The following is a 20,667-nucleotide window of genomic DNA, read 5'->3' as shown; positions in this document are numbered from 1 at the left end:
CTGTCAGTACTTGATTCCATGACAGGGTGAACCGCCGCCCGCGGCGCTTTATTCCGGACTGAGGATCAGCTTCCTGCGGGCGGTTTATGGCCGGCTAGAGCAGGGTCCCGCGCGCGATCAGGACCGCGGGGCCGCTGAGCTCCACGTGTTCACGGCCGTCTTCAGCGGTAAGGAATCGGACGCCGACGACGCCGCCGGGCACCGTGACAGCCCACTCGTTCGGAGCATCGCGGCCGGCCCAGAAACGGGTGGCGACGGCGGCGGCGCAGGCTCCCGTGCCGCAGGAGAGGGTCTCCCCCACGCCGCGCTCATGGACGCGCATGGTCAGCAGTCCAACGCCGTTCTCCACCAGGGGTTCAGCGGGGACAACGAATTCCACGTTGGTGCCGTGCTCCGGCTCGGGCTGCACGGTGGGTGCCGCAACCAGGCTGGTGGCCGCCAGCTCGGACAGTTCCGCCAGGGCCACCACGGTGTGCGGGTTTCCCATGCTGACGGAGAGGCCGGGCCGCGGCACTTCCAGCCCGGCGGCGTTGACGACGGCGTCCATGGCCTTTGCAGCGGCATGGTCGGGGTGGATGAACTCCCAGGGGCCCATGTCCACGGCGTACCCCTTGTCCACGCGTGCAACGGTTTTGAGCCCGGCACGGGTGCCAATGACCAGGGTTTCCCCTTCGGCCAGGCTTACCAGCCCTTCGGCCAGCAGGAAGTGCACGAAGACCCGAACCCCGTTGCCGCACATCTCGGAGATGCTGCCGTCCGCGTTGCGGTAGTCCATGAACCATTCCGCCGCGGGATCGCTCTGCAACAGTGCCTGGCCTTCGGGCAGGTGCTCCGAGCGCACAGCCCGGATGAACCCGTCGGCTCCGATGCCCCGGTGCCGGTCGCACACTGCAGCCACTTCAGCGGCGCTGACCTCGCGTCCGCCGTCGGGGTCGGCCACCAGGACAAAATCGTTGCCGGTGCCGTGGCCTTTGGCGAAGGGAAGGCCGGCCAGGGAAGCGGGCAAGCCGGAAGCGGACAGGGCAGCAGAGAGTGTTGTGTTCACTGTTCAAGGATAGCGGCGGCAGCCTTGGCGGTCAGTTCGGGATCATCCCAGTCCAGCCAGGTGATGCGCGGGTCGGCGCGGAACCAGGTCAGCTGGCGGCGGGCAAACTGACGGGTGGCCACCACCGTTTGTTCGGCGGCTTCGGCAACGCTTGATTCGCCGTCGAGCACCCGCAGGAACTGCGAATAGCCCAGGGCTCTTCCGGCGGTACGCCCCTCGCGCAGCCCGCGGGCCGCCAGGGCTTGCACTTCCTCCAGCAGTCCCTGTTCCACCATCCGGTCCACGCGGGCGGCCAGCCGCCTGTGCAGGACGGGGCGCTCGACGCTCAGGCCCAGCTGGATGGCCGGCTGAAAGTACTCGCGGGAGGGCATGAAGGAACTGAACGGCCGGCCGGTCAGCTGCTGGACTTCCAGGGCGCGCACCACCCGGCGGCCGTCGCCCAGACGGTCAGCGGAGACCGGGTCCACCTCGCGCAGCCGGGCGCGCAGGGCCTCGAGGCCCAGCTCCTCCAGTTCCCGTTCCAGGCCGGCGCGCACCACCGGATCGGTGCCGGGGAATTCCAGCACATCGAGCGCCGCGCGGACATAAAGGCCGGAGCCGCCCACCAGGATCGGGTACCTGCCCCGGTCCTGGATTTCCGTGATCAGGGCACGCGCGGAGGCTTGGAACGCTGACACGCTGGCTTCTTCGGTGACCTCCATGATGTCCAGGAGGTGGTGCGGCACCCCTCGGCGCTCTTCTCCACTGATCTTCGCGGTGCCGATGTCCATTCCGCGGTAGAACTGCATCGCGTCAGCATTGATCACTTCCCCGCCCAGTTTTAGGGCCAGCGAAACGCCCAGGTCTGACTTGCCGGATCCGGTGGGGCCGACGACGGCAATCACCGGACGCGGATGTGCGGTCTGCGCTGTTGTCACAGGTGCACCGCTGCGTTAGGAGCGCGGGGGCAGCGTGGGCATCCCCAGGGAGACACCGGCTTTGCCGCCGGCGGTGCCCGCAGCGGGAACACCGCAGGATTCCGCCTGCGAACGGTCCCAGGCATCTCCGGCACGCGAGCGGCGCAGGGAATAGTCCGCAGCAGTGGCGGGATCGGACACGAGGTGGAAAGCGGCTGCAGACGTGACCGGGACGGTGACGAGGTCTCCGGGGCGGGGCACCTCGCAGCCTTCGGGGACCGAGAAGTGCACCAGGCGCTGGTCACGGGAGCGGCCCGAGAGGCGTCCTGTTTCTTCGGACTTGCGGCCGGACCCGGCAGTCACCATCACTTCCACCGTGGTGCCCACCTGCTTGGCGTTCTCCTCGGCGGCGATGCGGTCCTGGAGAGCGGTCAGCCGTTCAAAGCGTTCCTGGACCACTGCCTTGGGCAGCTGGTCCGGCAGGTCTGCGGCAGGAGTGCCGGGACGCTTGGAGTACTGGAAAGTAAAGGCCGTGGCGAAGCGGGACTGTTCCACGACGTCGAGCGTTGCGGCGAAGTCCTCTTCCGTCTCGCCCGGGAAGCCCACAATGATGTCGGTGGAGATGGCGGCATGCGGCATGCGCTCACGGACGCTGTCCAGGATCCCGAGGAACTTCTTGGACCGGTAGGACCGGCGCATGTCCTTGAGGACCTTGTCGGAGCCGGACTGCAGCGGCATGTGCAGCTGCGGCATGACGTTGGGCGTTTCCGCCATGGCGTCGATGACGTCCTGGGTGAAGGCGGCCGGATGCGGGCTGGTGAAGCGCACCCGTTCCAGCCCCTCGATGGAGCCGCAGGCCCGGAGCAGCTTGGCGAACGCCCCGCGGTCCCCGAATTCCACGCCATACGAATTGACGTTCTGGCCCAGCAGCGTCACCTCAATGGCGCCGTCGTCCACCAGGGCCTGGATCTCGGCGAGAATCTCGCCGGGACGGCGATCCCGCTCCTTGCCGCGCAGGGAGGGGACAATGCAGAACGTGCAGGTGTTGTTGCAGCCGACGGAGATCGAGACCCAGCCTGCGTAGACCGAGTCGCGTTTGGTGGGCAGCGTGGACGGAAAAACGTCCAGGGATTCCAGGATTTCCAGCTGCGCTTCGTCATTGTGCCGGGCCCGTTCCAGCAGGGCCGGGAGCGAGCCGATGTTGTGGGTGCCGAACACGGCGTCCACCCACGGCGCCTTGCGCTGGATGGTGTCGCGGTCCTTCTGCGCCAGGCACCCGCCCACGGCAATCTGCATGCCCGGCCGGGTTTCCTTCACATGGGCCAGCATGCCCAGGTTTCCGTACAGCTTGTTGTCCGCGTTCTCACGCACCGCGCAGGTGTTAAAGACGACGACGTCGGCGTCCTCGCCCGCTGCGGGAACGTAGCCGGCGTTTTCCAACAGCCCGGAGATGCGCTCGGAATCGTGGACATTCATCTGGCAGCCGAAGGTCCGCACCTGGTAGGTGCGGGGCTGCTCCTGATGCTCCGCCGGAGCGGGAGAAGTTGTCGGGGAAGATGTGCGGGAAGAAACTGTCAAACTCACAGTCCTAGGGTACCTGCCGCAGACCGCAGAAGGAGGCGCCGGCAGTCAGCCGGGTTTGGTACCAGTTGCTGGCGCAGTGGAAGTTCAAGGCCGAGCGCTCGGTTTGGCTGCCGAATCCCTCCGCTTTGGGAAAAATTATCCGGTCTGGGAAATTCCTGTCATTGCGAACCGGAGGGAATTCCCAAAGCGGAGGGATTCCAGGGTGGGGCTTAGCCGGGTTTAGTACCAGTTGTTGGCGTAGTGGAAGTTCAGGGCCGAGCAGGGGCTGCCGTACCGGGATTCGATGTATCCCAGTCCCCAGTTGATCTGGGTCTTGTAGCTGGTGAGGTAGTCAGGTCCCGATGATGCCATCTTCTCAGCGGGCAGTGACTGGACAATGCCGTAGGCTCCGCTGCTGGCATTGGTGGCACTGGTCATCCAGTTGGATTCCTTCTCCCACAGTGTGTTGAGGCAGGTCATTTCCGAGGCGGCCCATCCGTGGCCGGCAAGCGCTGACGCGGCGTAGGCCTTCGCCCCTGCGGGATCATCCATGGGAACCGACGCTGCTGCCGCGGCGGCAGCTTCTTCGGCGGCACGGGCCTCGGTTGCCTGGGCTGCAGCAGCTGCCTGTGCAGCGGCTTCCTGCTCGGCGGCCAGGCGGGCCTGCTCCGCGGCAGCTGCCGCCTCCGCAGCTGCTGCCTCCGCAGCTTTGGCATCCTCAGCTGCCTTGGCTTCGGCTGCGGCTTGCGCATCCGCCGCTGACTTTTCCTCAGCTGCCTTGGCTTCCTCCGCGGCATTGGCTTCCTCGGCCTTCTTCGCCTCATCGGCGGCGGCGTCCTTCTCCTGCGCCTCCTGATCGGAAGCGTCGCCGGCCGCCGAGGCGTCGTCGTCGTCGGCCGGAGAGCTGCCGGCGGTGTCCGCTTCAGCCGTGGGTGAGGTCAGGCTGACGAGGCTGGCGCGCAGCGTCTCGTTCTGCACGGATGCTCCGGCAATGCCAAAAAAGGCCAGTCCGCCGGCAACAGCGACAGCGCCGATGCGGAGTTTGCGGGTCCGCCGGGACTGCCGGCGTTCCTGGGTGAGCTCGCGCCTTCCGGGGATCTCTTCGGATTCCGGGCTGTCGCCGTGGGTGTCTTCGTTGCCGAGGGCATCTGTGTGGAGGGAAGTCATAGAACCGAGACCGTACAGACCCACTCTGGAGCAGCATCTCAATCCGATAACGATCCGATTGACAGGCGTGTTGGTACTAGGCTTTAATACCAGTTTTTGTCTTCGGAATGCTGCCACGCTGCGCAGGGGCTGCCGTAGCGTGAACCGATGTATCCCAGCCCCCACTCAATCTGGGTCCGATAGTTGGTGCGCCAGTCAGCTCCGACGCTGGCCATCTTGTCCCCGGGCAGCGACTGCGGAATGCCGTAGGCACCGCTGTAGGGATTGTTTGCGCTGGTCCGCCAGCCGGACTCCCGCTGCCAAAGATTCACCAGGCACCGGAATTGGTCCTGCCCCCAGCCGTGGGCCCCCAACCGTCCTGAAGCATAGGCCTGTGCCGCAGCCGGGTCATCCACGGGTCCCGGCGCAGGCGCGGGAGAAGGCGCCGGAGCGGGTTTGGGAGCCGGAGCGGGCTGGGGAGCCGGTGGGGCAGGTGGGGCAGGAGGTGCACTTGGGACAGGAGTTGAGGGCGGGTTTGGACGAGCCGGAGTGGGATTAATCACCGGATCCGGCCTGCCCGCTGCGGGCGGCGGGGTGAGATTCCCGGCCCCGTCGTTGTCCGCACCCCGCTGCTCTTCAGCGTTGCGGGCGGCTTCCTCAGCCTCCCGAGCTGCCTGCTGCAGGCGGTAGGTTTCTTCCGCCTGTTGCCCCTTCAACCGCTCCGCTTCCACCTGCGCGCTGCTGTCACGCAGCTCGGCCAACTGCTCCAGCAGCACGCCGCTGCGCTCCTGCGCTTCGCGCACTGCACTGTCCGCTGCGGCCGCTGCCGTCTCGGCTTCGGCGGCAAGCCGCAGGGATTCCGCCGCCGATTCCTCCCGGACGGCCAACGCGGCAGCTTCCCGTTCTTCGAGGCTGCTCAGGACCTTGGCCGCCGAGGCAGCTTGGACCTGGAGGCTGTCCGTGCGGCTGCTGAGACCCTGAAGGGTGGTGAGTCTGTCCATGGTGCCCACCGCGGCATCGGCGTCCAGCAGCATCAACAGCCCGGAGTCCATTCCGCCGGTTTTGTACGTCTGCGCCGCCAATGCGCCCAGCTGCCCGGTCAGTTCCGACGCTGTTCCGGAAGCCTCAATCCGCTGGGCTGCGAGGATATCCACGGTTCGACTGTTGGCCTCAGCCTCTTCCACAGCACGCTGCTGGAGAGCGGAAGCCTGCACTGCTTCGGTGCCCAGACTTCCCGCCTGAGCGGACAGACTGCCAAGGAGCGCTTCAATTTCAGCAACCTGTGCCGCTTTGGACTCAACGTCCTGTTTGGCCTGCTCCACCTGTTCCCATGAGGGAAACTCCGAGCCGGAAGCGGGCACAGCGGTAAAGACCGAGGCGGCAAGCACACCGGTCAGCAGGAGGGAACCCAGGGAAACACGAGACGACTTCTTCCCCGGCAGCAACAGAGTCAACATCGAGGCCCAGCATACGGCACGGCCGCCGAAACGCCCTAGAGTTCCGGCGGCCCGGCATCCATGGCGTGGCAGCATGGTGCAGGAATGCCGATCGTATTGCTGCCCGGGACGCGCCAGACGACCACAAGCTTCGCGCCGTCACGGGCTCCAGGTACCGAGTTCAGTCCTGCCAGTCGTCCGGCTGCTGCTCAAGCACGTCACCGATGAGTTCATTGACCACGCGGTAACCCACCGACGGGGAATATCCCTTGCGGGCCAGCATGGAGACCAGCCGCCGTGCCTGCTTGTCGCGGGCCGCCCGGTCCGTCAGATCCACCGACGGCTGGAGCTTTCGGCGCGCCAGGGTCCGGGCCGTCTGGATTTCATCCTCGTCGCTGACCTGTTCCAGGGCCTCTGCCGCCAGTTCCCCCGAGATGCCCTTTTCCGCGAGCTCACGCTTCAACGCCCCCCGGGCCAGGGATTTGGACTGCGACCGGCTGGCAACCCACATGCGGGCAAACTCGGCATCATCCACGAGCTGCACTTCTTCGAAGCGATCCAGCACCGCCTCTACGACATCCTCGGGTATGTCCTTCTCGGCCAGCTTCACCGCCAACTGCCGTCGGCTCTTGGGAGAGCTGGTGAGCTGCCGCAGCACAATGTTGCGCGCCGCGCTGTAGGGATCACGTTCACGCTCCGCCGGCGCGTCAGCGGGTTTTCCGGGCGAGCCCTCCGCACCGGGAAACCCGCTGTCTTGCTGCTTCATGATGCCTAGGACTTCTCCGGGACGGCCTTGAGCTTCGCTTCAGCCGGAGCTTCGTCGGCCCCGGGGCCGTCAATGCCAAGCTTTTCGCGCAGCCGGCGCTCCAGCTCGTCCGTGAGTTCAGGATTGTCCCGCAGGAACTTGCGGGCATTTTCCTTGCCCTGGCCCAGCTGGTCGCCGTCATAGGTGAACCAGGCACCGGACTTCTTGACGAAGCCGTGCTCCACACCCATGTCGATCAGCCCGCCCTCGCGGGAAATTCCCGTGCCGTAAATGATGTCGAACTCGGCCTGCTTGAAGGGCGGAGCCATCTTGTTCTTGACAATCTTGGCGCGGGTGCGGTTACCCACGGGAACCGTCCCCTCCTTCAGCGTCTCAATGCGGCGCACATCGATGCGCACGGAAGCATAGAACTTCAGGGCCTTGCCGCCCGTGGTGGTTTCCGGGCTGCCGAACATGACGCCGATTTTTTCACGGAGCTGGTTGATGAAGATTGCCGTGGTGTTGGTGTGGCTCAGGCGTCCGGCAATCTTCCGGAGCGCCTGGCTCATGAGGCGTGCCTGGAGGCCAACATGGCTGTCACCCATGTCGCCCTCAATTTCAGCGCGCGGAACCAGCGCAGCCACGGAGTCGATGACCACCACGTCAACGGATCCCGAGCCGATCAGCATGTCCATGATTTCCAGCGCCTGCTCACCGGTGTCCGGCTGCGACACCAGAAGGGAGTCCGTATCCACGCCGAGGCGGGCGGCATAGATGGGATCCAGCGCGTGCTCGGCATCGATGAACGCGGCGATGCCGCCGTTCTTCTGCGCGTTGGCAACAACGTGCAGCGCGAGGGTTGTCTTACCGGAAGATTCCGGGCCGTAGATCTCCACGACGCGGCCGCGGGGAAGCCCGCCTATGCCGAGCGCCAGGTCCAGGGCGATCGAACTGGTGGAAATGGTCTCTGCCGGAGCGCGGACCTCATCTCCGAGCCGCATGATCGAGCCCTTGCCGTACTGCTTATCGATTTGGGCCAGCGCTGCTTCAAGTGCCTTTGCGCGGTCGACTGCTGCTGCCATTCTTCACCTCGGTTGTTGTGGTTTTACGTGGCCCGGAGGCCGGTTGTCCTGCTCACCTACGACCATATGCGGCGGCACTGACAAAACAGCGGGGCGGACTGCCGTGGGGATATCAGGGGCAGTTCTGCGGTCGTATCGCCCTTGTGTAGGAGCATATCCGGATCCGAACAGGTATTCGAATAGGACCTGCGGCGTGTCCTTCAGGAAATCCGGACACCCCTCATTTTTTGGGCTGGATGTCCCGTCCCAGGCGCCGTTCTGCCGGGACATCCTGGACATCACAGACGGCCAGCCAAACGGCTTTGGGCTCGACGCCCCCACTGAGGGCCTCCGTTGCCGTGCGGCCGCCGAGGGTGCCTAGCACGAGGTCCGCGGCGAGCACCCGGGAGTAGGCCGGGCCAAACTCGTCGTCCATGAGCCGCCAGAAATCACTGAGTCGCATCGCTTAATCTTCTCATGTCGGCGCCGTTCCCCGGCGGCACGGGAAGCGCTGCCCTGAGATCGCCACCCGCTCCCGTACCTGCGGCCACCGCTGTAAAACTCCTGCACCGGGGTCCACCGCCTAGAATGGACTCCATGACCGAGCAGGCATCCTCCGCAACACCGCAGCAGCATGAAGCGGCCATCGACACCCTCGAGCAGGCACTGTCGGTGCTGTGGCGGCGGGCGCGGTCCAATTCTTACAAGGTGGCACGTGAGGTGCATCCGGACATGGAACCGGCGGCCTACGGACTGTTGGTCCTGCTGCAGAAACAACAGGACATGCGCCTGACCGACATCGCCGCAAGCATCGGCATCGGCAAGCCGTCGGTGAGCCGCCAGATTGTCATGCTGGAAAATCTGGGCCTGGTGCAGAAGCACGCTGACCCCCTGGACGGCCGCGCCCAGACCATTTCCCTGACCCCGGCCGGCGCGCAGGCGTTGGCCAAGACCCAGTGTGCCCGCAAGGAATTGTTCCGGACCCTGCTGGAGGGCTGGGACGCTGCTGAATTGGAACAACTCGGTTCGCTGCTGACCAAGCTCAACGACTCGTACGCGCGCGACCGTTGATCCGCAAAACAGATGATCAACAAAAAAAGACCCCGCTGATGGCGGGGTCTTTTCATCACGCTGGGCAGGCTGCCCGGTGAGGCGGCAGCGCTGCGGATGTAGGTCTACGGTGTGCGGGCCAGGTCCCGAGCCATGTCCTCCGGGAATTCACGGGCAAACTCGCGCGAGAATTCCGACGGCACGGTGTCAGGTATGGCGATGCCTTCTGCACTCGCCACCCGGTCACTGACCTCACGAAGCATCAGGGACAATGGCACATCAAGCGCGGTGCAAATTGAAGACAGAAGTTCCGATGATGCTTCCTTCTGTCCCCGCTCCACCTCGCTGAGGTAACCAAGTGAAACGCGTGCGCTGTGTGACACCTCGCGCAGGGTACGGCCCTGACGCTGGCGGACATCGCGCAGTACGTCGCCAATTTCATGACGAAGAACAACCATTTTGCGCTCCTTTGGTTCCCGGTGTGCATCTTCCGCCAACCCTACATCCCGCCAGCGAATAACGCCGTTCACGGATACGGGTTGCTTAACCATCTGTATCGTCCTGCTCCCTGTGTGTGGTCCGGCTGCGGCTGCGCCGCAGATATCTAAAGATCGTAATTGGGAAACCTTGGCGGTTCCTGATACTAACAACTCAGCTCCCCCGGGTTTTGTTCCCGGCACCGATTGCCCAGTGTCAGATCCCCATCATGGCTGGTCAGACAGAACCCGGGCAAGCAGTACCAGTGCTTCGTCACGCGTTTGCCGTCGGATGGCTGCTCTGTCGCCTAAAAACAAATATTCTTCGACCAGGGTCCGTTCAGCGGAGACGACGGCGATGAAGACACAGCCCACAGGCTTCCCGTCGTGCGGTTCGGGCCCCGCAACTCCAGTGGTGGACACTGCCACGTCCGCCTCAAGGGCCCGGCGCACGCCGTCGGCCATTTGGCGGGCAACCTCGGCGTCGACCGAACCTGCGGCAGCCAAAAGCTCAGCGTCGACCCCCAGGGCTTTGTGCTTCACGGCGTTCGAGTAAGCCACCACTCCGCCGGCCAGAACGGCGGACACCCCGGGGACGGTGCCGAGTTCGGCGGCCACCATGCCGGCAGTCAGTGACTCGGCGGTGGCCAGGGTCAGGCCTGCCGCCGAGGCGGCGCACACCACCGCTGCAGCATCGGCGGTTCCGGCCGTGCCGCCGGGCAGCGTCACCGGCCGCCCGGGTTCTGCAGCGCACTCCGGCGCAGCTGGACTGCCTTGATGACATAATCGATGCCCGTGACCACCGTGACCACCAGAGCGGCGGCCATCACGACGGCGCTGATCCACCAGGCCCAGCTGCCAAGCCACGTTGTCAGCGGCAGCAGGTAGAGGAAGATCGCGAGAGTCTGGATTACAGTTTTCAGCTTGCCTCCGCGCGACGCCGCCATGACGCCGTAACGGATGACGACAAAACGGAGCAGCGTAATGCCGATCTCACGGACCAGGATCACGATGGTCACCCACCACCAGAGTTCGCCCAGCGCGGACAGCATGACCAGGGCCGATCCGATCAGCAGCTTGTCGGCGATTGGATCCGCGATCTTGCCAAAGTCGGTGATGAGCCCGCGGCTGCGGGCAAGGTCGCCGTCAAGCTTGTCGGTGTAGATGGCGACGGCGAATGTGGCCACCGCCAGCCAGCGGTACAGACCATGGCTGCCGTCATCGGCCAGCAGGAGCCAGATGAAAAGCGGAACCATCAGGATCCGCACGACCGTCAGTACGTTGGCGATGTTCAGAAGGGGGGCGTTCCCGGTAGAAGAGTTGCTCACGCTTCCAGCCTAGCGGGGATTCAGCGCCCGGTCAGACTCCACGCGTCCTCGGATCCGCCGTCTTCGTCGCCGCCTTCACCGTCGTAATACTCGGTGGCCTGCTGCCTGCCCTCCAGATCCTGGGCCACCAGGTCAACCGGGCCGTCCGGAGAACCGGGTTCGAAGCCGTGGTTGACGTTGGCATTTTCGGCCAGCGCTGCGGTTTCAGCGGCACCGGGACCGTTGGCGGCCTCTCCCCCGCTGATGGCCGCCAGCGTGGCTGCCAGGTCGTCGGGCTTGACCAGCACGTCGCGGGCCTTGGAGCCCTCGGATGGCCCGACGACGCCGCGCGACTCCAGCAGGTCCATCAGGCGCCCGGCCTTGGCGAAACCGACCCGCAGCTTGCGCTGAAGCATGGAGGTTGAACCGAACTGCGTGGTGACCACCAGTTCCGTGGCCTGGAGCAGCACATCCATGTCGTCGCCAATGTCGTCTTCGATCTGCTTCTTGGGCGCGGTGACGGTGACGTCTTCGCGGTAGACGGCACCGAGCTGGCCCTTGACGTGCTCCACGACGCGGTGGATTTCCGATTCGGTGACCCAGGCGCCCTGGACACGGATGGGCTTGTTGGCGCCCATCGGAAGGAACAGGGCGTCACCCTGCCCCAGCAGCTTTTCGGCGCCGGGCTGGTCCAGGACCACCCGGGAGTCGGTAACCGACGACGTCGCAAAGGCCATGCGTGAAGGTACGTTCGCCTTGATCAGGCCGGTGACGACGTCCACGGACGGCCGCTGGGTGGCGAGCACCAGGTGGATGCCGGCGGCACGGGCGAGCTGGGTGATGCGGACAATGGAGTCTTCGACGTCGCGCGGGGCAACCATCATCAGGTCGGCCAGCTCGTCCACGATCACCAGCAGGTACGGGTAGGCCTTGACCACGCGCTTGGACCCGGCCGGCGGAATGACCTTCCCGAGCTTGACGGCCTTGTTGAAGTCATCAATGTGCTTGAAGCCGAAGTTGGCGAGGTCGTCATACCGGGTGTCCATTTCCCGGACCACCCACTGCAGGGCCTCGGCGGCCTTCTTGGGGTTGGTGATGATGGGGGTGATCAGGTGCGGCACGCCTTCGTAGGCGGTCAGTTCCACCCGCTTGGGGTCCACCATCACCATGCGCACCTCATCCGGGGTGGAGCGCATCAGGATGGAGGTGATCATGGAGTTCACGAAGGAAGACTTACCGGCACCGGTGGCACCGGCCACCAGCAGGTGCGGCATCTTCGCGAGGTTGGCGACCACGAAGCCGCCCTCCACATCCTTGCCCACGCCCATCACCATCGGGTGTTCGGTCTTGCGGGCGGCGTTGGAGCGCAGCACGTCGCCGAGGGCCACCACTTCCTTGTCCGCGTTCGGGATTTCGATGCCGATGGCTGATTTGCCTGGGATCGGAGACAGGATGCGCACGTCCGATGACGCGACGGCGTAGGAAATGTTCTTGGAGAGAGCGGTGACCCGCTCCACCTTGGTGCCCGGAGACAGCTCGATCTCGTAGCGCGTCACCGTGGGGCCGCGGCTGAAGCCGGTGACGTGCGCCTCCACCTTGAACTGGTCCAGGGTGTTGGTCAGGGCATCGACCACCAGGTCATTGGCTTCGGAGCGCTCCTTGGCCGGCGGGCCGGCAGGCAGGAACTCCGACGGCGGCAGCGTGTAGGTCACGTCGCCGGAGAGCTGCAGCTGCTCGGTGCGCTGCGGGATGGGGGTGGCCGGCGTGAGGTTGCGGACGGTCCGTGCCGGAACCGGCGGCACGGCGGGCGCCGGGGGAAGCCCGGCAGGAGCTGCCAGGGCCTCGGCGGCTCCCGGAACCACGGCGAAGGCTTCGGTGGGCGGCTCGGCGCCGTCGAAAACGTCGTCGACCGGAAGACCCTGGGCGCGGCGAATCTTCTGCGTTGCCAGCTCTGACCGGGTGGGGCGGCGGACCCCCGGCGGGACGGCGGGACCCGCCGCGGCAGCCGCAGCCGCTGCTTCCTCGTCTTCGTCGGCCAGGACGGCGCGTTCAAAGGCCTCGTCGCCGGCAAAGCCTTCTGCGGGGATTTCCTCTTCCGCTTCGGTGCTCCGCCCGAACATCCGTGTCTTCTTCTTCGGGGCCTTGGCCGGGCGGCGGTCCCGTTCGTAGAGGTAGCTCTGGTCGTGCGCCTCGGGATCATCCGGAGCGAGGTCCTGACCCATGAGGTGCTCGTACAGGCCCCGCAGACGCAACGGAATGTGCCGGAACGGGGTGGCGGTGATGATGAGCAGTCCCACGAAAATCAGGAAACCCAGCAGGATCGCGACCGGCCAGACGGTCAGCACCGCAGAGAGCGGTCCGGCCACCAGGAAACCGACGATGCCGCCGGAGACCCACAATCGGTCAAAGCCGTCCGACAGGGACGGAGAGCCGCCCACAATGTGGGTGATGCCGGAACCGGCGAAAAGAACGAGGATCAGGCCAATGCTGATGCGGCTGTTGGCGCGGTGGCGTTCCGGATAGCGGAAGAGCCGGACGGCGCCGGTCAGGAGCAGGAAGGGCACGACGACGGCCATCCAGCCGAAGGTGCCGGCCGCGCCTGCGTGGATGATGTCCGCCACCGGACCGCGCAGGGCCCACCACTCGACGGTGGCTACGGCCAGTGCGGTGAGGATCAGGAAAAAGCCGGTGCCGTCGCGGCGGATGTCGCGGTCAGGGCTGACGTCGGCGCCGAGTTTGCGGATGCCCGCACCGGCCAACCGGGCCATTCCCATCCACGCGCCCTGGACGGCGCGCAGCGGCAGCGGCACCTGTTCGACGTCGGCCTGTGCCTTGCCGGCGGCACCGGAACGGCCGGTCGCTTTGCCCCGGGGCTGGGTTTTGCCGGAGCTTTTTCCTGAGGTGCCCCCGGTGTTCCGGCTGGTGGTCCGGCCGGAAGCACCGCCGCGTGCGGCAGGGGAAGTACGAGTGGCCATAGGCTCCACCGTACCCGATGGGGCCGGGCAAACCGCGGATTTGCGCGTCTGCCCGACCCCGTTACCTTCCGGGTCCCGGCGGCCTTCCGGGCCGTTCCTGCCTAGGCCTCCAGGACCACGGGAACGATCATCGGGCGCCGGCGCAGACGGCGGTTGACCCAGGTGCCCACCACGCGGCGGACCACCTGCTGGAGCTGGTAGGTGGTGTGGTCTTTGTTGGAAGTGACCGCTTCCTCCAGCGCCTGGCTGATCTTGGGCTTGATTTCATCGAAGACGGCGTCATCCTCAGCGAAACCCCGGGCATGGATCTCCGGGCCGGAGACAATCGTGCCGGTGCTGCGGTTGACCACGGTGATCACCGAGATGAACCCTTCCTCTCCGAGGATGACGCGGTCCTTGATGTCGGTGTCGGTGATCTCTCCGACGCTGGAGCCGTCCACGTAGACCAGGCCGCATTCAACGGCACCGACCACCAGGGCCTTGCCGTTGCGCAGGTCCACCACGGTGCCGTCGTCGGCCAGGATGACGTTCTGCGCCGGCACGCCCGTGGCCTCGGCCAGCTTGCCGTTGGCAATCAGGTGCCGGGTCTCGCCGTGCACGGGCATGGCGTTCTTGGGCTTGAGGATGTTGTAGGTGTACAGCAGTTCGCCGGCGGAGGCATGGCCGGAAACGTGGATTTTGGCGTTGCCCTTGTGCACCACGTCGGCGCCGAGCTTCATCAGGCCGTTGATGACCCGGAAGACGGCGTTTTCATTGCCGGGAATCAGCGACGAGGCAAGGATCACCGTATCGCCCCGGCCGACCCGGATCCGGTGGTCGCCGTTGGCCATGCGGGACAACGCCGCCATGGGTTCGCCCTGGGAGCCTGTGGACATCAGCACCAGCTGGTCATCCGGCATGTCATCAACATTCTTGAGGTCCACCAGGATGCCCTCGGGCACCGTGAGGTAGCCGAGCTTCTCCGCAATGGCCATGTTGCGCACCATGGACCGGCCCACAAAGCAGACCTTGCGGTTGTGCACGGCAGCAGCATCGAGGACCTGCTGCACCCGGTGGATGTGCGAGGAGAAGGACGCCACGATGATGCGCTTCTTCACCTTGCCGAACAGGGCTTCCAGCACCGGCCCGATTTCCCGTTCAGCCGTGGTGAAGCCGGGAACGTCGGCATTGGTGGAGTCCGCCATGTACAGGTCCACGCCCTCCTGTCCCAGCCGGGCGAAGGCACGCAGGTCGGTGATCCGGCCGTCCAGCGGCAGCTGGTCCATCTTGAAGTCTCCGGTGTGCAGGACCGTGCCGCCCGCGGTGCGGATGAACACGGCCAGGGCGTCCGGAATGGAGTGGTTCACGGCCACGAATTCACACTCGAACGGGCCGAACTGTTCCACCTGCCCCTCCGTGACGGTGAAGCTGAAGGGCTTGATGCGGTGTTCCTGCAGCTTCGCTTCCACCAAGGCCAGGGTCAGCTGGGAACCGATGAGGGGAATGTCCTGCTTCAGGCGCAGCAGGTACGGGACGGCGCCGATGTGGTCCTCGTGGCCGTGCGTCAGCACCACGCCCACGACGTCGTCGAGCCGGTCCTGGATGTAGGAGAAGTCCGGCAGGATGAGGTCCACGCCGGGCTGGTTCTCCTCCGGAAAGAGCACGCCGCAGTCCACGATCAGCAGCTTCCCGTTGATCTCGAAGACCGCCATGTTGCGGCCGATCTCGCCAAGGCCGCCCAGCGGAACGATCCGCAGGGTGTCCTCTTCCAGGACGGGCGGGGTTTTCAGTGCGGAATCCGCTGTTTCGATCATGGTGTCTTACGCCTTGCTGCCGGAGCGGGCGCGGGAGAAGTCCCAGCCGGCTTCGGCCAGGTCCGTCAGGATGGTCTCCATTTCGACGGCGTCCGGTCCCACGAGCGGCAGCCGGACGGTCGCGTTGGGAATGACGCCCTGCATCTTCAGGATCTGCTTGGCGGACACGGCACCGGGAATATGGGTCATGACGGCGCGGACCACGGGATCCAGTTCAAAATGGATCCGCCGCGCCTCGGCGAAATCGCCGGCGGCTGCGGCATTCACGAGGGCACGGAACTGTGCCGTGGCCACGTGGGCGCTCACGCTGACCACGCCGACCGCCCCGGCAGCCATCCACGGCAGGGTCAGTCCGTCGTCGCCGGCGTAGACGTCAAGGGTGGTGTTGGCCAGGACACGGGTAACAGCGGCAAAGTCCGCCTTGGCGTCCTTCAGGGCCAGGACCGTGGGTATGTTGGCGAGGCGGACCAGGGTGTCGGTGGAAAGTGCGATCCCGGCGCGGCCGGGAATGTCGTAGACCATGATCGGCAGGTCGGTGGCAGCAGCCACTGCTTCAAAGTGCGCGACGACGCCGGCCTGGGTGGGCTTGTTGTAATACGGCGTCACGACGAGCTGGCCGTCGGCTCCTGCGCGGAGCGCCCGTCGGGCCATTTCCACTGAGTGGGACGTGTGGTTGGTGCCGGTGCCGGCGATGACCGCGGCGCGGCCGCCCACGGTTTCCGCAACGACCCGGAACAGATCTTCCTTCTCGCTGTCCTCCAACGTGGAGGTTTCGCCGGTGGTGCCGGAAACCACGAGCCCGTCACAGCCGTCCTCCACCAACTTGTTGGCGAGCTGGGCAGTGGCGTCGAAGTCCACGGCTCCGTCCTCGGTGAACGGTGTCACCATTGCGGTGACGAGGGTTCCAAACGGAAGTGCGCGAATGTCAGAGTCAGCCATGGGTAAAACGTTACCCGGTGCACGCAATCTTGGGACAATGCGCCCGGTCTTTGGACACCGCGGAGCCCCGGAACGCGTCCCGGGCGGAGCTGCGGAAGTTCACGGCCGTTGTGAGACCATCGGATCATGATCGGACGGCGACTTACGGGCATCGACGCGGCCCGGGGCATTGCGCTTCTGGGCATGATGGCGACCCACATTTTTTCCCTGTACAACGAGCAGACCGGCGAGCCGAGCTGGACCGGGCTGGTGTTCTCCGGCCGTTCCTCGGCACTGTTTGCCGTGGTGGCCGGGATCGGCCTCGCGCTCCTCACCGGAGGCAACCAACCGCGCTCCGGCCGGGCTTTGTCAGCGGACCGCCGCGGCATTGCCATGCGGGCGCTGATCATCGCCCTGGCCGGATTGACGCTCGGCGGGCTGGACACCACCATCGCGATTATCCTGTTCCACTACGGCATCCTGTTCCTGCTGGCCCTGCCGTTTGTGGGCATGAGGGCGTCCAGGCTTGCTCTTTGGGCGGGCGGCTGGCTTCTGCTCTCCCCTGCGGTGGGCTACCTCGTCCGGCCATGGATCTACACCGCGGTTTCTCCGGCCACACTGGGCAGCAACATCAGTTGGGAGGCGTTCCTGGAACCGGGCACGCTCGCCGCGGATGTTTTCTTCACGGGTTTCTATCCGGTTTTCCAGTGGTTGACATACCTGCTGATCGGGATGCTCATCGGCCGGTTGAGGCTGGCGGAGCTGACGGTCCAGGTGGGCCTGGTCGCGGCCGGAATTGTTGCCGCCGCAGGGGCAAAATTCCTCAGTTATTACCTATTGCTTGAGCAGGGCGGGATGGACGCCATCCTGGAAACCAATTCCGGACGCATCTGGCCGGTGGCGCAGATGATGGAGGTCAACCTGGCCGGTGTGGAACAGACCGGATCCTGGTGGTGGCTCGCGGTCAGCGGACCCCATTCGGGAACTCCGCTGGACCTGCTGCACACGGCAGGCACCTCGGCCGCCGTCGTCGGCGTATGCCTGCTGCTGACGCGGGCCCGGCCCAACCTGCTGCTGCCGCTGTCCGCCGCCGGAGCCATGACGCTGACGCTGTACACCCTGCACGTGTGGGTCATGTCCGTCACGGACGCCTCTCCGACGCCGCCGGATCCGGTGCTGCTGTTCTGGCTTTCAGCCATCGCCGCTGCCGGCATCGGCATCGCCTTCTCCAAACTCGGCTCCCGCGGGCCGCTGGAAATGGTGACACACGGCGCCTCACAGCTGGTCCGGCAGGGCTCCCTGACCGGCAAATAGACTTATCCCGGCGCGAACTGAAGCCCGGCACGGACTGGCGGCCGGCCCGGAGCCGCCGTTGTGGCGACGTATGGTTGTGCCGCTATTCGTAGAGTTTGCCGGCGCGGCGCATGGCGCTGCGGGCGCGCTTGCGGTCCCCGGCGGCGTCGTACGCGCAGGAAAGCCGGAACCAGGCGCGCCAGGAGCCGGGCTCAGCTTCCACTTCAGCCTGGTACATCGGGAATTCGGCGTCGGCGGCTTCCCGGATGATCCGGCCGCCGGGGGTGCGCGGGAGGTTGTCCACCGGCAGCCCACCCTCGTCAGCGAGGACGTGTGCCATTTTTTCGGTCTTGGCGCCGAACTGGAGTTCGCGGATCAGTGCCCACGCTCCCACGATCGGGAGCACCAGGTAGGCTGCGCCGAGTACCTTGGCACTGAACTCTTCGGCGGTCAGCAGGGTCCAGCCGCGCTGGACGACAACCACCATGTAAAACACCAGCAGGACGGTGATCAGCAGGACGCCGATCTTGGCTTTGGACTTGAAAAGCCCGGAGAAGAAAGACACGTGTTCCTTTAGCAATGAGTGGAAAACGACCGGTGGAGGCCGGTCAGTGTGCGGCGGAGGAATTCAGATCAAGGTAACCGTCAAGGCCGACGGTCAGGCCGGGGTGGGCTGCCGCCTGACGCACGCCCAGCAGGACGCCGGGCATGAAGGACGCCCGGTCGAAGGAATCGTGGCGGATGGTCAACTGTTCTCCCACGCCGCCCAACAGCACTTCCTGATGCGCCACCAGTCCGCGCAGCCGGACGGAGTGGACGCGGACGCCGTCAATGTCGGCGCCGCGGGCACCGGGAACTTCCTTGGTCGTGGCGTCCGGAGACGGTCCTGCGCCGGCGTCGGCGCGGGCCGCAGCGATCAGGGAAGCGGTGCGGACGGCCGTGCCGGAGGGCGCATCAATCTTGTCCGGGTGGTGCAGCTCGATGACCTCCACCGACTCGAAGTACCGGGCTGCCTGAGCGGCAAACGCCGTGGCCAGCACGGAGCCCAGGGCAAAGTTCGGGGCAATCAGGACGGCCGTGCCGGGATGCCCTTCCAGCAGGTCGGAGAGCCGGGCCAGCCGGTCCGCGTCCCAGCCGGTGGTGCCGACGACGGCGTGCATGCCGTGCTCGACGGCGAAGCGGACATTGGCTTCGGTGCTGTCCGGGACGGTGAGGTCAATGACATACTGCGCGCCCGAAGAGACGAGGGTGTCCAGCGAGTCCCCGCGGCCCAGAGCTGCCACCAGCTTGAGATCGGGCGCGGCCTCGACGGCCTTGACGGCTTCGGATCCCATGCGGCCGGCGGCCCCGAGGACGGCTACGGCTAGTTGCTCAGTCATTGCTCCAGATTACCGGTCGCAGCGGAGACCCGGTGACACCGGCCGGGTCATCAGCCCGCTCAGTCGCTGACACCCACCCACTCGGTGGTTCCGTCCTGGAAGCCCTGTTCCTTCCAGATGGGCACGTGCTCCTTCACGGTGTCCACCAAATCGGAGCAGGCGGCAAAGGCGACACCCCGGTGAGCGGCAGCGACGGCGGCCACCAGGGCGGCGTCGCCAATCTCCAGCGGACCGGTGCGGTGTCCCACCCAGATCCGGACGCCGTCATACTTCGCAGCAATGTCCGCGGCGACTCCGGCAATGACCTCTTCGGCGCTTGGATGCGCACTGTAGGACAGGCTGGCCACGCCGCGGCCGCCGTCGTGGTTGCGGACAATTCCGCTGAAGCCCACCACCGCGCCGCACTCCGGTGACCAGGCCGCGCCGTTGGCGTGTTCAGCATTCAGCGGCAGGTCCGAAACCGTGGCATTGATGACCTCGGAGGTGTTCTTCGCCGCCGCGGCATCAGCCGCCCCCGGTGCAGCCTCGGGTTCAGTGCTCATTTCGTCCTTCCAGCTGTCCGCAAATATGTCCGATGACCGGTTCCAGCACGGCCAGCCCGTCCGCCACGGCCCCGGGCGAACCGGGCAGGTTCACAATGAACGTTCGTCCGGCGGTGCCGGCGTGGCCTCGGCTGATGGCGGCCATCGGGGTTTTGGTGCGTCCGTCCGCACGCAGCGCCTCCATGATTCCGGGCACCTCCCGGTCCAGCAGCGGAAGCGTCTGTTCGGGCGTACGGTCATCGGGGCTCAGGCCGGTCCCTCCGCTGGTGAGGATCACGGCCGGTTCCAGCTCGAGCATGCGGCCGAGCGCCTCTCCCACCGCGTCGCCGTCGGGCACCACTTCTGCGAGCACGACGTCGAACCCGAGCGCGTAAAGCCAGTCCGCGGCCAGGGGGCCGCATTCATCCTGGTAGACGCCGCGGGCGGCGCGGGTGGAGGCAATGAGGACAGCCGCCGTGCGGCGGGGCTGCTGCTCCGGGGCTTGGGGCAGGGTGTTCACAGGGTCCAGTCTCCGCTCTTGCCGCCGGATTTGGCGAGCACCTGGATGTCGGTGATGGAGGCATGCTTGTCCACGGCTTTAATCATGTCGTACAGCGTCAGCGCCGCCACCGACACGGAGGTCAAGGCTTCCATCTCCACCCCGGTGAGAGCTTTCGTCTTTACCGTGGCGCGGATGACGACGTCGGCGTCCCCGGCTTCGAAATCCACGGTCACCTTGGTCAGGGGCAGCGGATGGCAGAGCGGAATCAGTGTGGAGGTCTGCTTGGCGCCCATGATTCCGGCGATGCGGGACACGGCCAGCGCGTCGCCTTTGGGCAGGCCGCCCTCGGACACCAGCTTTACCACCTCTGCCGTGGTGCGCAGGCGGGCCTGCGCCGTGGCCTCGCGCGTGGTCTCGGTCTTGGCGGAGACATCCACCATGTGGGCGGAGCCGTCTTCACGGACATGAGTGAGCCCTAACTGCTGCTCATCGCTGCCGGCCATGAGTATTTCCCTTCGGTTGGTGGAGCTGGCTCCACGCTAGGTGTTGGTCTGGGGCGGT

The 20,667-nt window shown here is 65.9% G+C and carries 21 protein-coding genes; 2 read left to right on the top strand and 19 right to left on the bottom strand.

What is annotated here, in order from left to right; translation table 11 throughout:
- Positions 1-94 precede the first annotated feature (94 nt).
- The 8 genes from dapF to MUG94_RS05855 all read right to left on the bottom strand — a co-directional run bounded on the left by dapF (position 95) and on the right by MUG94_RS05855 (position 8,355).
- Entirely contained in the window at positions 95-1,045 is a 951-nt protein-coding gene (gene dapF / locus MUG94_RS05890; RefSeq protein ID WP_227908178.1) for a diaminopimelate epimerase, read from the bottom strand.
- Entirely contained in the window at positions 1,042-1,962 is a 921-nt protein-coding gene (gene miaA / locus MUG94_RS05885; RefSeq protein ID WP_227908177.1) for a tRNA (adenosine(37)-N6)-dimethylallyltransferase MiaA, read from the bottom strand. The genes dapF and miaA overlap by 4 nt, the downstream gene beginning before the upstream one ends.
- 15 nt (positions 1,963-1,977) lie before the next feature.
- The gene (gene miaB, locus MUG94_RS05880; protein WP_227908176.1) at positions 1,978-3,525 is read right to left on the bottom strand and encodes a tRNA (N6-isopentenyl adenosine(37)-C2)-methylthiotransferase MiaB; all 1,548 of its coding nucleotides are present in this window, start codon (positions 3,523-3,525) and stop codon (positions 1,978-1,980) included.
- A 219-nt stretch (positions 3,526-3,744) separates the two neighbouring features.
- Positions 3,745-4,671: an aggregation-promoting factor C-terminal-like domain-containing protein gene (locus MUG94_RS05875; protein WP_227908175.1), complete on the bottom strand. Its 927-nt coding sequence runs from the start codon at positions 4,669-4,671 to the stop codon at positions 3,745-3,747.
- Between the two features lie 83 nt (positions 4,672-4,754).
- Positions 4,755-6,107 (bottom strand): coiled-coil domain-containing protein, encoded by a 1,353-nt coding sequence (locus tag MUG94_RS05870; protein WP_227908174.1) that lies wholly within the window; start codon positions 6,105-6,107, stop codon positions 4,755-4,757.
- A 160-nt stretch (positions 6,108-6,267) separates the two neighbouring features.
- Positions 6,268-6,852, bottom strand: coding sequence for a regulatory protein RecX (locus MUG94_RS05865; protein ID WP_227908173.1), 585 nt, complete (start codon positions 6,850-6,852; stop codon positions 6,268-6,270).
- A 5-nt stretch (positions 6,853-6,857) separates the two neighbouring features.
- Complete coding sequence (gene recA, locus MUG94_RS05860) at positions 6,858-7,913, bottom strand: recombinase RecA (RefSeq protein WP_227891192.1); 1,056 nt, start codon at positions 7,911-7,913, stop codon at positions 6,858-6,860.
- A gap of 220 nt (positions 7,914-8,133) precedes the next feature.
- Positions 8,134-8,355, bottom strand: coding sequence for a DUF3046 domain-containing protein (locus MUG94_RS05855; RefSeq protein WP_227891193.1), 222 nt, complete (start codon positions 8,353-8,355; stop codon positions 8,134-8,136).
- Positions 8,356-8,489: 134 nt separating this feature from the next.
- Here MUG94_RS05855 and MUG94_RS05850 point away from each other — a divergent pair, with 134 nt between their 5' ends.
- On the top strand, positions 8,490-8,963 hold the full coding sequence (locus MUG94_RS05850) for a MarR family winged helix-turn-helix transcriptional regulator (protein WP_227908172.1): 474 nt from the start codon (positions 8,490-8,492) through the stop codon (positions 8,961-8,963).
- 104 nt (positions 8,964-9,067) lie between these two features.
- Here MUG94_RS05850 and MUG94_RS05845 read toward each other — a convergent pair whose 3' ends face one another.
- The 6 genes from MUG94_RS05845 to dapA form a co-directional block, all read right to left on the bottom strand.
- Complete coding sequence (locus tag MUG94_RS05845; RefSeq protein WP_269436918.1) at positions 9,068-9,493, bottom strand: helix-turn-helix domain-containing protein; 426 nt, start codon at positions 9,491-9,493, stop codon at positions 9,068-9,070.
- Between the two features lie 153 nt (positions 9,494-9,646).
- Positions 9,647-10,147 (bottom strand): CinA family protein, encoded by a 501-nt coding sequence (locus tag MUG94_RS05840; RefSeq protein ID WP_423724384.1) that lies wholly within the window; start codon positions 10,145-10,147, stop codon positions 9,647-9,649.
- Positions 10,144-10,746, bottom strand: a complete 603-nt coding sequence (pgsA, locus tag MUG94_RS05835; RefSeq protein ID WP_227891197.1) for a CDP-diacylglycerol--glycerol-3-phosphate 3-phosphatidyltransferase — start codon at positions 10,744-10,746, stop codon at positions 10,144-10,146. The genes MUG94_RS05840 and pgsA overlap by 4 nt, the downstream gene beginning before the upstream one ends.
- Positions 10,747-10,766: 20 nt before the next feature.
- Positions 10,767-13,700, bottom strand: a complete 2,934-nt coding sequence (locus MUG94_RS05830) for an FtsK/SpoIIIE family DNA translocase (protein WP_227891198.1) — start codon at positions 13,698-13,700, stop codon at positions 10,767-10,769.
- Between the two features lie 101 nt (positions 13,701-13,801).
- The gene (locus MUG94_RS05825; protein ID WP_227908171.1) at positions 13,802-15,493 is read right to left on the bottom strand and encodes a ribonuclease J; all 1,692 of its coding nucleotides are present in this window, start codon (positions 15,491-15,493) and stop codon (positions 13,802-13,804) included.
- Positions 15,494-15,499: 6 nt separating this feature from the next.
- Positions 15,500-16,432: a 4-hydroxy-tetrahydrodipicolinate synthase gene (gene dapA / locus MUG94_RS05820; protein ID WP_227908170.1), complete on the bottom strand. Its 933-nt coding sequence runs from the start codon at positions 16,430-16,432 to the stop codon at positions 15,500-15,502.
- A 126-nt stretch (positions 16,433-16,558) separates the two neighbouring features.
- Here dapA and MUG94_RS05815 point away from each other — a divergent pair, with 126 nt between their 5' ends.
- Positions 16,559-17,725 (top strand): heparan-alpha-glucosaminide N-acetyltransferase domain-containing protein, encoded by a 1,167-nt coding sequence (locus tag MUG94_RS05815; protein ID WP_227908169.1) that lies wholly within the window; start codon positions 16,559-16,561, stop codon positions 17,723-17,725.
- Between the two features lie 82 nt (positions 17,726-17,807).
- Here the strand turns inward: MUG94_RS05815 and MUG94_RS05810 are convergent, their stop codons facing one another.
- The 5 genes from MUG94_RS05810 to moaC all read right to left on the bottom strand — a co-directional run bounded on the left by MUG94_RS05810 (position 17,808) and on the right by moaC (position 20,609).
- On the bottom strand, positions 17,808-18,191 hold the full coding sequence (locus MUG94_RS05810; RefSeq protein ID WP_227891791.1) for a hypothetical protein: 384 nt from the start codon (positions 18,189-18,191) through the stop codon (positions 17,808-17,810).
- Between the two features lie 121 nt (positions 18,192-18,312).
- Positions 18,313-19,083: a 4-hydroxy-tetrahydrodipicolinate reductase gene (gene dapB, locus MUG94_RS05805; protein ID WP_227891202.1), complete on the bottom strand. Its 771-nt coding sequence runs from the start codon at positions 19,081-19,083 to the stop codon at positions 18,313-18,315.
- A 59-nt stretch (positions 19,084-19,142) separates the two neighbouring features.
- Positions 19,143-19,625: a molybdenum cofactor biosynthesis protein MoaE gene (locus MUG94_RS05800; protein WP_227908168.1), complete on the bottom strand. Its 483-nt coding sequence runs from the start codon at positions 19,623-19,625 to the stop codon at positions 19,143-19,145.
- On the bottom strand, positions 19,615-20,124 hold the full coding sequence (locus tag MUG94_RS05795) for a MogA/MoaB family molybdenum cofactor biosynthesis protein (RefSeq protein ID WP_227891204.1): 510 nt from the start codon (positions 20,122-20,124) through the stop codon (positions 19,615-19,617). Before MUG94_RS05795 ends, MUG94_RS05800 begins: the two co-directional genes overlap by 11 nt.
- Positions 20,121-20,609, bottom strand: coding sequence for a cyclic pyranopterin monophosphate synthase MoaC (gene moaC / locus MUG94_RS05790; protein WP_227891205.1), 489 nt, complete (start codon positions 20,607-20,609; stop codon positions 20,121-20,123). The genes MUG94_RS05795 and moaC overlap by 4 nt, the downstream gene beginning before the upstream one ends.
- Positions 20,610-20,667 lie beyond the last annotated feature (58 nt).

Source organism: Arthrobacter gengyunqii (genome assembly GCF_023022985.1).
Classification (GTDB): Bacteria; Actinomycetota; Actinomycetes; order Actinomycetales; family Micrococcaceae; genus Arthrobacter_B; species Arthrobacter_B gengyunqii.
Note: the sequence above shows the minus strand (reverse complement) of the source record. Positions and strands in the feature narration are given on the sequence as shown.

Bases quoted from the DNA above. Each gene is read 5' to 3' on its own strand.
- recA (WP_227891192.1), bottom strand. From the start codon at position 7,913: ATGGCAGCAGCAGTCGACCGCGCAAAGGCACTTGAAGCAGCGCTGGCC.
- MUG94_RS05850 (WP_227908172.1), top strand. From the start codon at position 8,490: ATGACCGAGCAGGCATCCTCCGCAACACCGCAGCAGCATGAAGCGGCC.
- MUG94_RS05865 (WP_227908173.1), bottom strand. From the start codon at position 6,852: ATGAAGCAGCAAGACAGCGGGTTTCCCGGTGCGGAGGGCTCGCCCGGA.
- MUG94_RS05815 (WP_227908169.1), top strand. From the start codon at position 16,559: ATGATCGGACGGCGACTTACGGGCATCGACGCGGCCCGGGGCATTGCG.
- MUG94_RS05830 (WP_227891198.1), bottom strand. From the start codon at position 13,700: ATGGCCACTCGTACTTCCCCTGCCGCACGCGGCGGTGCTTCCGGCCGG.
- dapB (WP_227891202.1), bottom strand. From the start codon at position 19,083: ATGACTGAGCAACTAGCCGTAGCCGTCCTCGGGGCCGCCGGCCGCATG.
- MUG94_RS05845 (WP_269436918.1), bottom strand. From the start codon at position 9,493: ATGGTTAAGCAACCCGTATCCGTGAACGGCGTTATTCGCTGGCGGGAT.
- MUG94_RS05875 (WP_227908175.1), bottom strand. From the start codon at position 4,671: ATGACTTCCCTCCACACAGATGCCCTCGGCAACGAAGACACCCACGGC.
- moaC (WP_227891205.1), bottom strand. From the start codon at position 20,609: ATGGCCGGCAGCGATGAGCAGCAGTTAGGGCTCACTCATGTCCGTGAA.
- MUG94_RS05810 (WP_227891791.1), bottom strand. From the start codon at position 18,191: ATGGTGGTTGTCGTCCAGCGCGGCTGGACCCTGCTGACCGCCGAAGAG.
- MUG94_RS05825 (WP_227908171.1), bottom strand. From the start codon at position 15,493: ATGATCGAAACAGCGGATTCCGCACTGAAAACCCCGCCCGTCCTGGAA.
- MUG94_RS05800 (WP_227908168.1), bottom strand. From the start codon at position 19,625: ATGAGCACTGAACCCGAGGCTGCACCGGGGGCGGCTGATGCCGCGGCG.
- MUG94_RS05855 (WP_227891193.1), bottom strand. From the start codon at position 8,355: ATGCGACTCAGTGATTTCTGGCGGCTCATGGACGACGAGTTTGGCCCG.
- dapA (WP_227908170.1), bottom strand. From the start codon at position 16,432: ATGGCTGACTCTGACATTCGCGCACTTCCGTTTGGAACCCTCGTCACC.
- MUG94_RS05870 (WP_227908174.1), bottom strand. From the start codon at position 6,107: ATGTTGACTCTGTTGCTGCCGGGGAAGAAGTCGTCTCGTGTTTCCCTG.